We start from the raw sequence: 15776 nt of genomic DNA, 5'->3' as shown, positions 1-15776 counted from the left end.
GGTGGGGCCGGTGACCGAGGGGTGAGCCCTCGGTCACCGGCCCCGCGCTCGTCGTGGGAGCGGCGCGTCCACATCGGACGACAGGGCTCCCCGTTGCACGGGGCGGGGGGCGCAACCCCCTAATATCTGATCCCTCGCGGTCGCCCCGTCGATCGAACAAGTGTTCTAGAATCGCGCCCGCTCATGCCGGACGCGCAGAGAGGAAACGTGCAGGTGGACACGCTCGTGGAGCAGGAAGACAACGCCGCCACCCCCCAGGCGGTCGACGCCCCGGCGCAGGAGGCCACCTCCGCGGAGGCTGTCTCGGCGACCGAGAAGCCCGAGGCCACCGCCCCCAAGCCCGAGGTCGAGGAGGCCAAGCCCGCGAAGCGGGTCAAGAGCACGGCCAAGAAGACCCGCACGGTCGAGCTGACGCTGACCGTGACCGGCACCGCCGACGGCGAGTGGCAGGCCGACCTGGTGCACGGCACCCGGCGGATCGTGTCGGGCCTGTCGGTGCCCGCCGCGGCCGTGGCCCGCGCGGCCAAGGAGCTGCACGAGGACATCGCCAACGAGATCGAGGTCGTGGTCGAGGCCGCTCGCGAGCAGCACCGCAGCCGCATGGAGGAGCTGGAGGCCGAGCTGGCCAAGGTCAAGCAGGCCCTGGCCGAGCTGAACGACTGAGCACCTGACCGGTCCCGCCCCGCCCGCCGGTGATCCGGCGGCGGGACGGGCAGCGGGCTGACCGGGGGCTCCCCACCACGAGGTGGGGAGCCCTCGTGCGTTCCGGGGCTTTTGGGGCCCGGCCAGCTCGGTCAGGTGTCAGCCGATCAGGGGAAATCCCGGTCAGCGGTTGGGGTCGAGCAGGAGCTTGCCGGTGGTGCGCCTGGCCAGCAGGTCCTCGTGGGCGCGCCGGACCTCGGACAGGGCGTAGTCGCCGCCCGCGACCGCGCGCAGCTCACCGGCCGCGACCAGCTCGAACAGCTCGGCCACGGCGCGGTGCACCGGGCGGTCCGGGAGGCGGAACGCGTGCTGGAGCCACAGGCCGGCGACCGTGCGGGACTTGGCCATCAGGCGGACGAGCTGCACCGGGGTGGGCTCGGTGCGGTTGGCCATGCCGTAGAAGGCGAGCCTGCCGAACGGCCCGAGCGCCTCGATGCTCGCGTCCGTGGTGGGGCCGCCGGTCATGTCGAGCACCACGTCGACGCCCCGGCCGTCGTTGGCGTCCTTCAGCGCGGCGGCCATGTCCTCGGTGGTGGAGTCGAGCGCGACGTCCGCGCCGAGGTCCAGCGCGAGGCGGCGCTTGTCCTCGGAGCTGGCGGTGGCGATCACCCGGCCCGCGCCCCAGCGGCGGGCCAGCTGGACCGCGATCGTGCCGACCCCGCCCGCGGCGGCGTGGACGACGACGGTCTCGCCCCGGCGCATCGGGGCGGTGCGGCGCAGCAGCAGCCAGGCCGTGGCGCCCTGGGCGACCATGCTCAGCGCGTGCAGGTCGTCCACCGAGTCGGGGACGTCGAACGCGGTGACCTCGGGGACGATCGCGAACTGGGCGTAGCCGCCGCCCCTGGTGAGGCCGGTGACGCGGCGGCCGTCCTGGGTGGTGCCGACGACCTCGCCGCCGGGGACCACCGGCAGGACCGTGCGGGTGAGGTAGCTGTTCTCGGTCTGGTGGGTGTCGGCGAAGTTCACGCCCGCCCGGCTGACCTCGACGAGCAGCTCCCCCGGCTCGGGGGTGGGCGAGGGCAGCTCGACCTGGGTCAGGACCTCGGGCCCGCCGAACTCGGTGATCTGGACGGCGCGCATCAGGTGTTCTCCTGGGACTGGGTTCCGCCGGTGGTGAGGCCGGAGCGGGCGAGGTCGACCCGCGCGCCGTCCGCGGTGCGGGGGCCGGGCGGGGTGCGGAAGGCGAACGGCTCGGGGGCGCGGTTGGCCTGCACGAACCAGCACTCCCCCGGCTCGCCGCCGCGCAGGACCGCGAGGTAGGCGTCGACCACGGCGGACACCGGCATGATCGGCATCCCGGCGGCGGTGAGGCCGTCGCGGATGCCGGTGATGATGGCGGTGTCGGCGAACGAGGGGCAGACGGCGTTGACCGTGACGCCGGACGCGGCCAGCTGCGGGCCGAGCGAGCGGACCAGACCGACCACGGCGGCCTTGTTGGCGCCGTAGAGGGGGTCGATGGGGACGGGCATGAGGCCCGCCATGCTGGCGGTGACGACGATCCGCCCGCCGCCGCGCGCCAGGAGCGCGGGCAGCGCCGCGCGCACGCCGAAGACGACGCCGTCGAGGTTGACGCCCATGACGGCGCGGTAGCGCTCGACGTCGAAGTCCTCGCCGAGGCCCATGCCGGTGGAGATGCCCGCGTTGAGGATGGCCAGGTCGAGGCCGCCGAAGTGCTCGGCGGTCAGCGCGACGGCGGCGGTGAGGGCGTCCGGGTCGCGGACGTCGCAGCGGGTGTAGCGGCCACCGATCCCGTCGGCGACGGCCTGACCGGCGGTGTCGTCGACGTCGGCGACCACAACCCTGGCGCCGAGACCGGCGAGCGCTCTGGCCACCCCCGCCCCGATGCCGCTGGCGGCTCCGGTGATCAGGGCGACCTTGCCGGTGAACTCCACTCGTTCCTCCTGCCGAAAGGGCATCCCGACTGGTCGGTATGGTCCCGGCGGGGTGGTGGGGGCGTCAAGACCCGATCACGGGGGCGTGGGGTGGTTCCGGGGGTGGGCGGCGGGACCAGGGGTTGGGCTGGCGGCGTGGCCGGACGAGGACGTGGAAGCGCCCTGGTCCTGGCTGGCGCAGCTGGCCTACGGGGCCTGCTGCGGTGAGGAGATCACCGGGTTGCCGGACCTCGGTGGCAGGTTCGGGGGCTGACCGGGGTGCGCGCGGGGTTCGGGGGTGGTGCGGCGTGGCGCCGGGCCGCTACGTTCCGCTCGTTCTGGCCCGCTGATCGAGGAGGTTCACGTGGCCGAGGGACGGGTTGCGGTCGTCACCGGGGCGGCTCGGGGGATCGGGGCCGCGGTGGCCGCCCGGTTGGCGCGGGACGGGTTCGCGGTGGCGCTGCTGGACCTGGACGCGGAGCGGTGCGCGGACGGGGTCGCGGCGATCGAGGCGGACGGCGGGCGCGCGCTGGCGGTGGGCGTGGACGTCGTGGACCGGGCTTCGGTGGACGCGGCGGTGGCGCGGGTGGCCGAGGAGCTGGGGCCGCCGGTGGTGCTGGTGAACAACGCCGGGGTGCTGCGGGACAACCTGCTGTTCAAGATGTCCGACGACGACTGGGACACCGTGATCGGGGTGCACCTGCGCGGGGCGTTCCTGATGAGCCGGGCGGTGCAGGCGCACCAGGTGGCGGCGGGGTGGGGGCGGGTGGTGAACCTGTCGAGCACGTCCGCGCTGGGGAACCGGGGGCAGGCGAACTACGCGGCGGCGAAGGCCGGGGTGCAGGGGTTCACGAAGACGCTGGCGATCGAGCTGGGGCGGTTCGGGGTGACGGTGAACGCGATCGCGCCGGGGTTCATCGAGACCGACATGACGGCGGCGACGGCGGCGCGGGTCGGGGTGGACTTCGCGGAGTTCAAGGCGGCAGCGGCGGCGGCGATCCCGGTGGGGCGGGTCGGGGTGCCGGAGGACATCGCGCACACGGCGTCGTTCCTGGTCAGCGAGGGGGCGGGGTTCGTGTCCGGGCAGGTCGTGTACGTCGCAGGCGGGCCTCGGGACTGATGGTGCGCAGGTTCGAGGGGTTGGCGGAGTTCGCTGCGGCTGCCGGGGAGCACCTGGGGTTCGGGCCCTGGCACGAGGTGACGCAGCGCGAGGTGGACCTGTTCGCGGAGGCGACGGGGGACCACCAGTGGATCCACGTGGACGTGGAGCGCGCTGCGGCGGGGCCGTTCGGGGGGCCGGTGGCGCACGGGTACTTGACGTTGTCGCTGATCCCGCTGCTGGTGCGGGAGGTGTACTCGGTGGAGGGGGTGTCGATGGGGGTGAACTACGGGCTGAACCGGGTGCGGTTCCCGAGTCCGGTGCTGGTGGGGATGCGGGTGCGGGCTGGGGTGGAGGTGGTGTCGGTGTCCGCGGGCGGGGGTGGCGGGGAGCGGCAGGCGGTGGTTCGGGTGGTGATCGAGGCGGAGGGCTCGGCTAAGCCGGCTTGTGTGGCGGAGACGGTGGTGTTGTTGGTGCCGTGAGGGGGGTGTGAAGCTGGCGGCGCGAAGCTGGCGAAGCGCACCACGTGGGGCTCTTTCGGGCGGTAACGTCTTGGTCAACGGACTTACCACTGGGGGTGTGACGTGGTGGATGCGCTGAACATGCAGTCGATCAAGTCGATGACGGCGAACATGGCGAGCCTGAAGCAGAGCGCTGCGTCGGGCGGGTTCGCCATCACGGAATCCGGGGCGAACGCGTACATCCAGGCGATCGACAACGCGCTGGACTCGCTGGGTGACGTCATGGGACGGACGCAGGTCCTCTCGCAGGCCACCCCTCTGGGCACGAGCCCCGACGGGATCGCGATGAGCAAGTACAACGTCGAGAACGCGACCGGCGGGGCGGGAACGATCGGCGTGATTCCCGCGCTGCAGGAGCTGACCAAGGCGTTGACCGAGGCCCGCGAGGCGATGGAGCAGGCCAAGCGCAACTACCAGAACGTCGACGCGGCGCACACCATGCAGTACCCCCGGTGACGACCCGATCGGAACGGAAGAAATTGCTCACACCACGCATCGCCGGCGCGCTCCTGCTCGCCGCAGCGCTGACCGCCTGCTCCACCGTGGAACCGGGTTCCCCCTCCGCGTCATCGGACCAGGAGAGCGGGACCGCCCAGTCGCCGACCACCCGGTCCTCTTCCGGTTCCGGCGGGACCACCACCGGTGATGTCGACTCGTGCGAGGTCCTGACCTCGGTGGCCGGTCAGAACGACCTGCGGGAGATCAAGAAGGACAGCATCACCGACAACACCTGCTTCGCCAAGACCTCGAAGCGGGAGACGGTCCACCTGACCATCTACCCGGACCTGAGCCTGGAGCAGTACCAGGCGAACTCGTTGACCGAGATGTCGGACACCACGGTCGGCTCCAGGCCCGCGAAGAAGGCCAAGAAGGCGGTGGCCCAGCTCGACTGCGTCATCGCCATCGAGATCTCCCCCACCTCCAGGGCGGACGTCTTCGCGTACTCCATCAACTCGCTCGACGAGGCGTGCGCGAAGGCAGAAGCGCTCGCCAAGGCCGTGGAGCCCAGCCTTCCCAAGGGCTGACGCCCCAGTGTCACCAGCCCCGCCCCGGACGGCGCGAAGCCCAGGGGCGGGGCCGCACGGGCTCAAGCCCGCAGAGAGCTGATCAGCAGATCCGCGTAGTGCTCCCCCACCTGCCCCGCCGTCAGCGCCCCCTCCGCGCTGTACCACTCGGCCAGGTGGTGCACCGCCCCGAAGAAGTAGTTCACCACCAGATCCGCAGGCGCCGCAGGCGAGAACACCCCCTCCGCCTGCCCCTGCTCCACCAACCCCCGGAACCGCTCGTGGTACCGCCGCCGCTCCGCGCGCAGCCCCAGCCGCTTGTCCTCCGGCAGGTGGTCGGCGCAGCGGAAGTAGACCTTCGCCTGGTCGAAGTTGTCCACGCTCGTCACCACGACGTCCACCGCCGCCGCCCGCAGGCGCTCGTCCACCGGGCCCTCGGCCGCCGCGAAGTGCTCCAGGCGCTCCGTCTGCATCCGCAGCAGCCGCCCGTAGATCTCCGCCAGCAGGTCGTCCTTGGACCCGAAGTAGTGGTACATGGCCCCTTTGGTGACGCCCGCCTGCTCCACGACCTCCTGCACCGCCACCCGGTCGTACCCCTTGGCGGCGAACAAGCGCGTCGCTGCGGTGATCAGCCGCTCCGGAACCGTTGCCATGCGCTCAAGGATCGCAGAACCCCCCGGCTCACCTGACCAGCAGCGTCCCGAGCAGCGCCGCGATGTTCCACGCGTCGTCGTCGCCCCGGTGGTGCGTGCCGTCCAGCGGCAACCCGGCCAGCGCCAGCGCCTGGGCCATGCCGACCTCCCGGTGCAGCCCCCGCGACAGCGCGAACAACGTCTTCACGTTCAGGTGCCTGGGCCCGAACGGGTAGGCCACGCCCAGGTCGGCGCACTGCCGCTGGAACTGGTTGCGGTCGTAGTCCCCGTAGCTCGCCCACACCCGCTCGCGCGACCCCAGCTCCCGCAACCGCGCGCACGCCACCCCGAAGTCCACCCCGCGCCCGACCTGCTCCTGCGTCAACGTCGTCAACGACGTGCAGAACGGGCTCACCTCGGACCGCGTCGGGCGCACCAGCAGCGAGTGCCGCTCGACCCGCTCGCCGAGCGCGACGTCGTACTCGCACACCCCGATCTCGATGATGTCGCTGACCTGCCCACCGGGCGGCGCGCCCTCCCAGCAGGTCGCCTCGACGTCGACCACGAGCACGCGGTCCAGCAGCGCCTTCACAGGAACACCGCGATCGGCCTGATGACCATTTCCCCGCTCCCAGCCTTCCACGCCTGCACCCGGCCCAAGCACCGCGCGCTGAACACCCCCTCGGGCACGACGTCCGGTCGCAGCCCGGCGCTCTGGCACTCGACCACGACCTGCGGCCCCTCGGCCGGGTCGTCCGGGTCGCCGTACGGCGCCTGGAAGACCCTAGTGCCGTCGTGCCGCCCCGTCTCGCGGAATTCCCCGCGCACCGACACGTACGCGTCGATCCGCCGCAGCCTGGCGGTCCGCGCGCCGTCGCCGAGCGCCCGCTCCAGCGCGACGTCCCCGCGCACCGTCCGGTCCCGCAGGTCCACGTGCACGACCCCGTGCGCGCTCTCCAGCGCCCCGAGCAGCACCCCGACGACGGCGATCGGCTCCGAGTTCTCGATGTACGTCTTGACCACCTCGCGCCCGGACTGCCGCGCCCCCTCCACGCCGACGTCCAGGCCCTTGAGCGCGATCTTCCCGTCCCTGGTGGTGCCGACCCGGTCGACCACCTCCTTGGTCATGGCGTCCCCGTACCCGCCGACCTGGTACAGGTCCATCACCGCCTTCTCGTCCAGGTAGATCGGCACCCCCGGAACGCCGGGCGCGACCGCGTACCGCCCCCGGCCGCGCCACGCCGCGACCACCGCCCCGAGCGCGACCAGCAGCGCCAGCGCGGTCACCACCCACACCACCGCCCACGGCCACCACACCGACCACCACAGCGCCCTATCGACAGCCACGGATCTCCCCCACCGCCTCGGTCAGCGGCCCGGTCGCGTCCACGACCCGCCCGCCGCTCGCCCTCGCCGCCCGGTCCAGCTCGGCCGGGTCGGCCTCGCCCACCCGGATCGCGTACGTGCGCGCCCCGTGCGGCCCCGCCAGGTACTCCTCGGGGCCGATGCCCGCGTTCGACTCGCCGTCGGTGACCAGCACGACGGGCCCGTCGCCCGCGAGCTCCTGCCCGCGCCGCAGCGCCGTCCACAGCGCGGTGCCCTCGCCGAGGTCGTCGGACGCGAGCACGGCCGCCAGCTCGTCCAGCGCGGCCTGCCCGTCCACGACCACGGTCCGCTCCTGGAGCACCCGCCCGGCGAAGCGCACCACGGTGATCCGCTCGCCGAGCGCGAACCGGTCGAACCCGCCCCCGCCGGACAGCCGCGCGAACACCTCCCGCAGCCGCGCGATCCGCTCCCCGCGCATGGACAGCGAGTAGTCCAGGACGAACACCACGCTCCCCCGCAGCCCGGCCGCCGCCCGGTCGTAGGCGGCGAGCACCGCGTCCACCACGGCCTGCTCGGCCGGGAAGTACAGCGCGGAGCCGATCTCCTCGGACAGCCGCTCGGGCCGGGGCAGCGCGGGGTCGACGGGCCTGCGCGCGGTGGTCTCGGCGATCCGCCGCTGCACCGCGTCCGAGCGCAGCCACGCCACGACCCGGTCGTACGCGTCCCGGTGCTCGGGCCGCACGAGCAGCAGCGGGTAGTCGGCGAGCACGACCCCGTCGCGCGGGCGCACCAGGTCGAACCCGCCGGGCACCCGCCCGGAGTCGGCCAGCCGCAGCAGCTCGGACTCGTGGCCGACGACCGCGTCCACGTCGTCGCGCCGGGTGAACTCGGCCAGCGCGGTCGCCGAGTCCGGTTCGGCCCGCACCAGCCCGGTGAGCAGGCCGCCGAGCTTGTCGCACGCCACGTCCTGCGGGCGCAGCGCGCTCCCGGTGCCCGCGGCGGCGGTGGCGACGCCGATCAGCGCGGACAGGCCGCTGTCGGCGCGGTGCGGGTCGGCCAGCGCGAACCGCAGCCCGCCACCGGCGGCGAGCTGGGCGACGTCGGCCCACGTGCCGCCGCGCAGCCCCGGCGCGCGGTCGCGCTTGACGGCGAGCACCAGCGGCGAGGTCATGGTCGGGGTGGCCAGCGGCAGCTCGCCGCCCGCGAGGCGCAGGTAGCGGGTGCTGGGCGGCCACGCCAGGTCGTGGCCGGACAGGTCGGCGCCGAGCGTCTCGCGGTGGTCGAGCACCAGCTCGACGCCGGTGTCGCGGCGCAGGTCGGGCAGCAGCGGGGCGAGGTCGGCCAGCTCGGGCGCGGCGAGCGCGGTCAGCCGCACCTCGGGCGGGCGCGCGGTCGTGCACGCGGCGGGCGCGAGCAGCGCGGCGACGGTCAGGAGCAGCGCGGCGGGCCTCACCGGCAGCCGCCGACGCGCTCGATCATCTTCTCCAGCAGCGGCAGCGGCGGCAGGAACGTCTCGGTGTCGCTGACGCCGCTGTCCGGCGCGGGCAGGCCGAGGGAGTCCAGGTGCTCGGCGAGCCTGCCCGCGCTGAGCGAGCCGTCCGGCTCGAACACCCGGAACCCCAGTTCGAGGGCCCGCTGCTTGAGCGCGGGGTCGTTGCTGATCAGCTGGCCGAGCCGGTCGCCGTCCGGGGTGAGCGCGATGTACTCGGGCACGGTCTGGAGCTGCGCCTCCGGGTAGATCAGCACCCGGTTGGTGTCGGACCTCCCGTTCTGCCGCACGTGGCGGATCTGGTGGGCCAGGTACTGGTGCTCGTAGAACACCGCGACCGGCGCCAGGCCGCGGCCCTCTGGCGCGAGGTACTGCATGGACATGTCGTCACCGGGCAGGCCCTGGCCGACGAGGAACGGCTTGACCTGGTCGGCGAGCGCGAGCGCCTCGGTCTCGTCCACGGGCGGGCGCTGGCCGTTGACCACGAACGCCAGCAGCCCCAGGTAGGTGGCGGCGGAGTTGGCGCTGCACACGTCCGGGGTCTGGACCAGGACCTGGTTGCCGTTGTCGAGGGACGGTTCGTGGTCGAGGTCGGACCACCTGGTGCCCGCGCGCATCAGGTCGACCAGCTTCGCCATGTCCACCGAGAAGTACAGCTTCTTGTCGTCGCTGGATGGTTCTCCCCTGAGCCTGGTGAGCAGCGCCTCGGCGTACTCGCGGTACGTGCCGAACACGATCGGGCTGAAGAACGGCTTGTGCACCTTGGCGAACTTGCGCTCCGCCTGCCGCTGCTCCTTGATCAGCAGCGCGGCGGGCTGCCCGGAGGGGAACACGAAGTCGTACTGGTCGACGTCGCCCATGGCGACCGCGCGCGAGCCCGCCTTGGTGATATGCACCTGGATGCCGTGCGCCATCAGCTCGCGCCGCACCACCTCGTCGGTGAAGAACTCGGCCTTGGAGGCGAGCTTGCCGGTGATGACGACGACCCGCTGCAGCGGCAGCCCGACCGTGCCGCCCGCGAACAGCGCGATCGCCCCCACCAGGGCGGTGGCCGCGCTGATCGCGAACGGCAGCAGGTAGCGCTTGCGGCGGTACGCGGGCCTGGGCGGGGCCAGGACGGTCAGCTCCGGTTCGGCGATCTGCTGCGGCGCGGCCACGACGTTCCCCCGATGCGGTCGACTTCTGCCCCCGCTCGACTGTCGCGTGATCGCGATCACGCGTTAGCCGGGAAACCGCACCCGCGGGCTCACAGCCCGAGGTCGCGCCCGATCAGCTCCTTCATGATCTCGTTGGAGCCCGCCCAGATCCGGGTCACCCGCGCGTCCATCCACGCCCGCGCCACCCGGTACTCGGTCATGTACCCGTACCCGCCGTGCAGCTGCACGCACGCGTCCAGCACCGAGTTCTGCACGTCCGCCGTCCAGAACTTGGCCTTGGCGGCGTCGATCGCGGTGAGCTCGCCCGCGTTGTGCGCGAGCACGCACTGGTCCACGTACGCCTGCGTCACGTCGACCTTGGTGACCAGCTCGGCGAGGGTGAACTTGTTGGCCTGGAACGAGCCGATGGACTGGCCGAACGCCTTGCGCTCCTTGGTGTACTCGACCGTCTCCACCAGGATCTGCGCGGCGTGCGCGAGGTTCGACACGGCCGCGCCGAGGCGCTCCTGCGGCAGCCGCCGCATCATGTGCGCGAAGCCCCGGTCGACCTCGCCGACGAGGTTGTCCGCGGGCAGGCGCACGTCGGAGAAGAACAGCTCGGCGGTGTCGGACTCGGGCTGCCCGACCTTGTCGAGCTTGCGCCCGCGCTCGAAGCCGGGCGTGCCGGACTCGACGGCGAACAGGCTGATGCCCCTGGCGCCCCGGTCGGGGCTGGTGCCGGCGGCGACGAGGACGAGGTCGGCGGAGAAGCCGTTGGTGATGAACGTCTTCGAGCCGTTGAGCACCCAGTCGGAGCCGTCGCGCACGGCGGTGGTCTTGAGCGCGGCCAGGTCGGAGCCGCCGGACGGCTCGGTCATGCCGATGGCGGTGACCAGCTCGCCGGAGCAGAACCGGGGCAGCCAGCGCCGCTTCTGCTCCTCGGTGCACAGGTCGACCAGGTAGCGGCCGACGACGTCGCCGTGGATGCCCAGGCAGGAGGCGACGCCCGCGCTGAGCGCGCACAGCTCCTCGGCGAACACGGTGTTGAACCGGTAGTCGTCCGCGCCGGACCCGCCGTGCTCCTCGGGGACCTCCAGGCCCAGCAGCCCCTGGCGGCCCGCCTCCAGCCACACGTCCCGGTCGATGCCGCGCTGCTCCACGAACCTGGGGTAGTTCGACCGGAGGGCGCGGTCCACGAACGCCCGCGCGCTCTCGCGGAACGCGTGGTGGTCGTCCTCGAACATCGTGCGCCGCACCGGGGACCTCCTCGTCGCGGTCCGGGCGCGCGCCCGGACCTCACCGTGCGGTCAGGGTGCAACACGCTCCGCGCACGGTCAAGGAAACCGGGCGAACGCGGGTTCGGCCGTTCGCGCGCGGGCGCGCCCCCTCCCGGCGGGAGGCTGCGGCGTCCGGCCGGGAGGGGGTCGCGGGCCTGGGCTAGAAGATGCCGCGCCTGCGGGCGACCTGGTCCATCCACTGGTGCACGAGCCCGGCCCAGTCGGTGCCGGGGACCTGCGAGTGCGGCAGCGAGAAGTGCCCGAAGACGTCGCCGCCCGCGCGCAGCAGCCCGCCCCTGCGGTCGGCCTCCAGCACCACGTGCAGCTGCTGCGGGTCGGCGACGAAGCTCAGCTCGACCTGGCTGATCCGGTTGAGGAACTGCACCGGGGGCCGGAACTCGATCTCCTGGTAGAACGGCAGCTGCTGCGGCACGCCGTGGATGCGGCCCTGCTCGCAGTCGGCCTTGCTGAAGGTGAAGCCGAGCGCGTCGAACGCGGCCAGCACGTGCTCCTGCGACGGCAGCGGGTGCACCGCGAACGGGTCCAGGTCGCCGGGGTCGATCGCGCCGCGCACGTCCAGCTCGGTGCGCAGGCCCATCGTCATGCCGTGCAGGTGCCTGCCATGCACCACGGTCAGCGGCGTCTCCAGCGGGATCTGGAACTGGAACGGCAGCGAGTACTGCTGACCGGCGCCGACCACGACCTTCTCGGCGACGACGACGCCCGCGAACTCGACGTTGCGGACGTGCTCCTCGTCGCCGCGCTCCACCTCGACCCTGGTGACCAGGGTGAGCTTCACCCGGTCGATCTCGGCCTGGTGGTCGCCGCCGGAGATGCGGACCTCGCCGGTCAGCACGTCGCCGGGGCGGACGTTGGGGTTGCTCAGCACGGTGTCCACCGAGGGTCCCCCGACCCCGAACGCGCGCAACATCCTCTTGAACACCACGGGCTTCCTCCACTGTCTCAAGTGCCCTGATTGACGTTCGAGCACCCCGGAAGGTTCCCCGGAACCCGTGTCGATCATGCTCGTGGGCGGTTGTCCTGTGTGGACTAGGCTCTCGCACATGGGAGCTTGGGGCACCGGGGTGTTCGAGAACGACGGGGCGCTGGACCTGCTGGCGGTGCTGCGCGACGCCGACCCCGAGGAGCGCAGCGGCGTGCTCCGCGAGGCCCTGGAGGCGGCGGCGGACGAGTCCGACTACCTGGAGAACCCGGAGGCCCAGTCGGCGCTCGCGGCGGCGGCCGTGGTGGCGGCGGCGCGCGGCGGCGAGGTCGTGCGCAACGGGGCCGAGGTGCCGGAGCCGGACACCGCGCTGATCGCGCTGGCCGGGCGGGCGCTGGACCGGATCGTGGCCGAGGAGTCCGAGTGGCGCGAGCTGTGGGAGGAGGCGGACGAGCTGGAGGAGGCGTTCGCCGAGCTCGCCGAGGTGCGGACCGGGCTGGACCTGGACTGAACGGCCGGGGCTGAGAAGAGCAAAAGACTACAAGCACGGGCGTGACGCGGTGGATCGAGGTTGGCCCCGCTTCGCTCCTTGGTCGTCTCCGCTCGACCCTGTTCGGGCCGAGCGTGGGTTGGTGATCCCGAACCCGGTGCGGCCGGACGGGCCGATCTGAATCGAGCAGGACCGAACTGCGCGGGCCGATCGGAGTACACCGGTACGAGCGGGGTCGGCACCGACCCCGAGACCTGCCCGGTCACCCGACGTGACCGGAGAGGGCGCCCGCGTCGAGGGCGCAGCGCTCGCGGAGTCCCGCCCCGCCGATGGGGCCGGCGGGGCGGCGCTCTGCGAGCGCGGGACCCGCACCGGGCGCGACCACCCCGGCACGCTGCGCGAACGCCCCCGCGCCCCGGTCGGGCGGGTGCGGGAGAGTGAACGGTCAACCGGGTGACGTGCGGAACGCCACGCCGGTGGCGTACGTTGCCCGTCCGTGACCACACTCCTCGGGCGGTTCAAGCAGCGGCTGCGCCGGTTCGCGCAGAAGCCGGGTTCTGCTGACCTCTCGCCCTACCGCGCCCTGCTCGACGAGGTCAACGCGCGGGCGGAGGCGATCGGGAAGCTCAGCGACACCGAGCTGACCGAGGCCGCCACCGCCCTGCGGGAGAAGGCCCCGTTCAAGCGGGCCGACCTGGTGGAGGTCGTCGCGCTGGGCCGCGAGGCCGCCGACCGCGCGCTGGGCCTGCGCCCGTTCGACGTGCAGGTGCTCGGCGCGCTGGGCCTGCTGGACAAGCACGTCGTGGAGATGGCCACCGGCGAGGGCAAGACCCTGTCCGGCGCGATCGCCGCCGCGGGCTTCGCGCTGCAGGGCAAGCAGGCGCACGTGGTGTCGGTCAACGACTACCTCGCGCAGCGCGACGCCGAGTGGATGGGCCCGCTGTACGCGCTGCTGGGCGTGTCGGCGGGCTGGCTGAGCCAGAGCTCCAAGCCCGAGGAGCGGCGCGCGGCCTACCAGGCCGAGGTCACCTACGCGTCGGTCAGCGAGATCGGGTTCGACGTGCTGCGCGACCGGCTGGCCACGAGCGTGGCGGACCGGATCGTGCCGGAGCCGAGCGTGGCGCTGGTCGACGAGGCCGACTCGGTGTTCGTGGACGAGGCGCGCGTGCCGCTGGTGCTCGCCGGCTCCACCGCCGGTCCCGCCGCCGACCCGGCGCTGGCCGAGCTGGTCAAGCGGCTGCGGCGCGACCTGCACTTCGAGGTGGACGACGAGGAGCGCAACGTCTACCTGACCGGTGCGGGCAGCGAGGCGGTCGAGCGGGCGCTCGGCGGCATCGACTTGTACTCGGACGAGCACGTGTCGACCACGCTGTCCAAGGTGAACGTGGCGCTGCACGCGCAGGTGCTGCTGCACCGGGACGTGGACTACATCGTCCGCGACGGCAAGGTGCACCTGATCAACGACACCAAGGGCCGCATCGCGAAGCTCCAGCGCTGGCCGGACGGCCTGCAGGCGGCCGTGGAGGCCAAGGAGGCGGTGGCGACCACCGACAGCGGCGAGGTGCTCGACTCGATCACCGTGCAGGCGCTGCTCAACCGCTACCCGCTGGTGTGCGGCATGACCGGCACCGCGGTGGCCGTCGCCGAGCAGCTGCGCACGTTCTACGCGCTGGAAGTGCTGGTCATCCCGTCCAACGTCGACTGCGTGCGCGAGGACGAGGAGTCGCGGGTGTACGCGACGCTGGAGCAGAAGGAGGCGGCGATCGTCGCCGCCATCGCCGAGGCGCACGGGAACGGCCGCCCGATCCTGGTGGGCACGCTCGACGTGGCCGAGTCGGAGCGGCTCTCGCGCAAGCTCGCCGAGGCGGGGCTGGAGTGCGTGGTGCTCAACGCGAAGAACGACGCCGAGGAGGCGTCGATCATCGCGGACGCCGGGTCGTTCGAGCGGATCACCGTGTCGACGCAGATGGCGGGCCGGGGCACGGACATCCGGCTCGGCGGGCACGAGTCGACCGACCGGGAGCGCATCGCCGAGCTGGGCGGGCTGTACGTGATCGGCACCGGGCGGCACTCGTCGTCGCGGCTGGACGACCAGCTGCGCGGGCGCGCCGGGCGGCAGGGCGACCCCGGCGGGTCGGTGTTCTTCTCCTCGCTGCAGGACGAGCTGTTCACCCAGTACGTGCCGGACTTCGCGGACGCCAGCGAGGTCGAGGAGGACGGGCGGGTGGTCGACCGGGGCACGCTGGCCACCGTCGAGCACGCGCAGCGCGTGGCCGAGGGCGTGCACCTGGAGATCCACCGGAACACCTGGCGGTACAGCAAGCTGATCGAGCACCAGCGGCTGCTGCTGCTCAAGCGGCGCGAGGAGCTGCTCACCGGCGGGGACGCCTGGGAGGAGCTGGCGCGGCGCAAGCCGGAGCGGGCCGAGGAGCTGGCGGAGCTGGACGAGGAGGTCCGGTTCGAGGCGGCGCGGCAGATCGCGCTGCACCACCTGGACCAGCGCTGGACCGACCACCTGGTGTTCCTGACCGACCTGCGCGAGGGCATCCACCTGCGGGCGCTGGCCAGGCAGAACCCGCTCGACGAGTTCCACCGCGAGGCGATCACGGCGTTCAACAAGGTGGAGAACGACGCGTGGGAGGAGTCGGAGGACACCTTCGTGAAGGTGACCATCGACGCGGAGGGCGCGCACCTGGAGGCGGCGGGCGTGCAGCGGCCGAACACGACGTGGACGTACCTGGTGCACGACAACCCGTTCTCGTCCGGGCTGGAGGAGACCTTCAAGGGCCTGGTGAACATGGTGCGGCGCAAGTAGCGCCCCAGGGGCGCCCTCACTCAGGCGCTTCGGGCGCGCTCAGGGGCGCGGTGACGTTACGGGGCCCGGTTCACCCTCCTGCGGGGTGGGCCGGGCCCCTTGCGGTCCGCGGGCGGCGCTCAGGCGGGCGCGGGGGCGGGTGGTGCGCCGCCCCCGCCCGTCAGACCAGCGTCCGCGTCGTCCCGCCGAGGGACTCCTCGACGGGCCGCGGCGCCTGCGGGGGAACGGCGGAGCGCGGTCTGCCCACGACCTGCTCCTCCACGGCCAGCTCGGTCAGCGCCCGGATCTCCGCGAGGATGTCCAGGTGCTCCTGGGACGGCGGGGGGCCGACCAGGTTGGAACGGCTGTGCGCGGTCACCTCGGCGCGGTGCGCGAGGTTCTGAATCCGTCGGATGAGGTCCAACTCCAGTTCGGACGGCTTGGAGCGCCTTTGCTCAGTCACCCTGGAAGCGAACACCTCACAGCGGGTGA

At 72.9% G+C, this 15776-nt stretch carries 18 protein-coding genes; 8 read left to right on the top strand and 10 right to left on the bottom strand.

Going from position 1 to position 15776, the window contains the following annotated elements; all coding sequences use genetic code 11:
* Positions 1 to 183 precede the first annotated feature (183 nt).
* Positions 184 to 663, top strand: coding sequence for a DUF6319 family protein (locus tag AMIR_RS08085; RefSeq protein WP_015800448.1), 480 nt, complete (start codon positions 184 to 186; stop codon positions 661 to 663).
* 162 nt (positions 664 to 825) lie between these two features.
* On the opposite strand, the gene AMIR_RS08080 is transcribed toward AMIR_RS08085, so the two are convergent.
* Together AMIR_RS08080 and AMIR_RS08075 are read right to left on the bottom strand one after the other, a co-directional pair.
* Positions 826 to 1782, bottom strand: coding sequence for a quinone oxidoreductase family protein (locus AMIR_RS08080; protein ID WP_015800447.1), 957 nt, complete (start codon positions 1780 to 1782; stop codon positions 826 to 828).
* Positions 1782 to 2594, bottom strand: coding sequence for an SDR family oxidoreductase (locus AMIR_RS08075; RefSeq protein WP_015800446.1), 813 nt, complete (start codon positions 2592 to 2594; stop codon positions 1782 to 1784). Before AMIR_RS08075 ends, AMIR_RS08080 begins: the two co-directional genes overlap by 1 nt.
* Positions 2595 to 2679: 85 nt before the next feature.
* Here AMIR_RS08075 and AMIR_RS40050 point away from each other — a divergent pair, with 85 nt between their 5' ends.
* The 5 genes from AMIR_RS40050 (at position 2680) to AMIR_RS08055 (ending at position 5218) form a co-directional block, all read left to right on the top strand.
* Positions 2680 to 2847, top strand: a complete 168-nt coding sequence (locus AMIR_RS40050; RefSeq protein WP_187313494.1) for a hypothetical protein — start codon at positions 2680 to 2682, stop codon at positions 2845 to 2847.
* Between the two features lie 90 nt (positions 2848 to 2937).
* Complete coding sequence (locus AMIR_RS08070) at positions 2938 to 3693, top strand: SDR family oxidoreductase (protein ID WP_015800445.1); 756 nt, start codon at positions 2938 to 2940, stop codon at positions 3691 to 3693.
* On the top strand, positions 3693 to 4154 hold the full coding sequence (locus AMIR_RS08065; RefSeq protein ID WP_015800444.1) for a MaoC family dehydratase: 462 nt from the start codon (positions 3693 to 3695) through the stop codon (positions 4152 to 4154). The genes AMIR_RS08070 and AMIR_RS08065 overlap by 1 nt, the downstream gene beginning before the upstream one ends.
* A 105-nt stretch (positions 4155 to 4259) precedes the next feature.
* Entirely contained in the window at positions 4260 to 4649 is a 390-nt protein-coding gene (locus AMIR_RS08060; protein ID WP_245554593.1) for a hypothetical protein, read from the top strand.
* Positions 4650 to 4672: 23 nt separating this feature from the next.
* Positions 4673 to 5218 carry a DUF3558 domain-containing protein gene (locus AMIR_RS08055; protein WP_041836642.1) on the top strand — a complete coding sequence of 182 codons (546 nt, stop codon included), beginning with the start codon at positions 4673 to 4675 and terminating at the stop codon, positions 5216 to 5218.
* A 62-nt stretch (positions 5219 to 5280) separates the two neighbouring features.
* Here the strand turns inward: AMIR_RS08055 and AMIR_RS08050 are convergent, their stop codons facing one another.
* The 7 genes from AMIR_RS08050 to AMIR_RS08020 form a co-directional block, all read right to left on the bottom strand.
* Complete coding sequence (locus tag AMIR_RS08050; protein ID WP_015800441.1) at positions 5281 to 5850, bottom strand: TetR/AcrR family transcriptional regulator; 570 nt, start codon at positions 5848 to 5850, stop codon at positions 5281 to 5283.
* 28 nt (positions 5851 to 5878) lie between these two features.
* Positions 5879 to 6421, bottom strand: a complete 543-nt coding sequence (locus AMIR_RS08045) for a 3'-5' exonuclease (protein WP_015800440.1) — start codon at positions 6419 to 6421, stop codon at positions 5879 to 5881.
* Entirely contained in the window at positions 6418 to 7176 is a 759-nt protein-coding gene (locus tag AMIR_RS08040; protein ID WP_015800439.1) for a hypothetical protein, read from the bottom strand. Before AMIR_RS08040 ends, AMIR_RS08045 begins: the two co-directional genes overlap by 4 nt.
* Positions 7163 to 8608: a substrate-binding domain-containing protein gene (locus AMIR_RS08035; RefSeq protein ID WP_015800438.1), complete on the bottom strand. Its 1446-nt coding sequence runs from the start codon at positions 8606 to 8608 to the stop codon at positions 7163 to 7165. The genes AMIR_RS08040 and AMIR_RS08035 overlap by 14 nt, the downstream gene beginning before the upstream one ends.
* Positions 8605 to 9801 carry a hypothetical protein gene (locus AMIR_RS08030; protein ID WP_015800437.1) on the bottom strand — a complete coding sequence of 399 codons (1197 nt, stop codon included), beginning with the start codon at positions 9799 to 9801 and terminating at the stop codon, positions 8605 to 8607. Before AMIR_RS08030 ends, AMIR_RS08035 begins: the two co-directional genes overlap by 4 nt.
* Before the next feature lie 89 nt (positions 9802 to 9890).
* Positions 9891 to 11036 carry an acyl-CoA dehydrogenase family protein gene (locus AMIR_RS08025; RefSeq protein WP_015800436.1) on the bottom strand — a complete coding sequence of 382 codons (1146 nt, stop codon included), beginning with the start codon at positions 11034 to 11036 and terminating at the stop codon, positions 9891 to 9893.
* Positions 11037 to 11217: 181 nt separating this feature from the next.
* A complete protein-coding gene (locus AMIR_RS08020) occupies positions 11218 to 12003 on the bottom strand; it encodes a sporulation protein (protein WP_015800435.1) in 786 nt (261 codons plus the stop codon).
* Positions 12004 to 12121: 118 nt separating this feature from the next.
* Here AMIR_RS08020 and AMIR_RS08015 point away from each other — a divergent pair, with 118 nt between their 5' ends.
* Positions 12122 to 12511, top strand: a complete 390-nt coding sequence (locus AMIR_RS08015; RefSeq protein WP_015800434.1) for a DUF4259 domain-containing protein — start codon at positions 12122 to 12124, stop codon at positions 12509 to 12511.
* Between the two features lie 475 nt (positions 12512 to 12986).
* Positions 12987 to 15305: an accessory Sec system translocase SecA2 gene (gene secA2, locus AMIR_RS08010; RefSeq protein ID WP_015800433.1), complete on the top strand. Its 2319-nt coding sequence runs from the start codon at positions 12987 to 12989 to the stop codon at positions 15303 to 15305.
* 160 nt (positions 15306 to 15465) lie between these two features.
* Here secA2 and AMIR_RS08005 read toward each other — a convergent pair whose 3' ends face one another.
* A complete protein-coding gene (locus AMIR_RS08005) occupies positions 15466 to 15747 on the bottom strand; it encodes a hypothetical protein (protein ID WP_015800432.1) in 282 nt (93 codons plus the stop codon).
* Between the last annotated feature and the right edge of the window lie 29 nt (positions 15748 to 15776).

The organism is Actinosynnema mirum DSM 43827, assembly GCF_000023245.1.
Classification (GTDB): Bacteria; Actinomycetota; Actinomycetes; order Mycobacteriales; family Pseudonocardiaceae; genus Actinosynnema; species Actinosynnema mirum.
Note: the sequence above shows the minus strand (reverse complement) of the source record. Positions and strands in the feature narration are given on the sequence as shown.

Coding starts and splice junctions, on each gene's coding strand:
- AMIR_RS08085 (WP_015800448.1), top strand. CDS start 184: ATGCCGGACGCGCAGAGAGGAAACGTGCAGGTGGACACGCTCGTGGAG.
- AMIR_RS08065 (WP_015800444.1), top strand. CDS start 3,693: ATGGTGCGCAGGTTCGAGGGGTTGGCGGAGTTCGCTGCGGCTGCCGGG.
- AMIR_RS08080 (WP_015800447.1), bottom strand. CDS start 1,782: ATGCGCGCCGTCCAGATCACCGAGTTCGGCGGGCCCGAGGTCCTGACC.
- AMIR_RS08050 (WP_015800441.1), bottom strand. CDS start 5,850: ATGGCAACGGTTCCGGAGCGGCTGATCACCGCAGCGACGCGCTTGTTC.
- AMIR_RS08015 (WP_015800434.1), top strand. CDS start 12,122: ATGGGAGCTTGGGGCACCGGGGTGTTCGAGAACGACGGGGCGCTGGAC.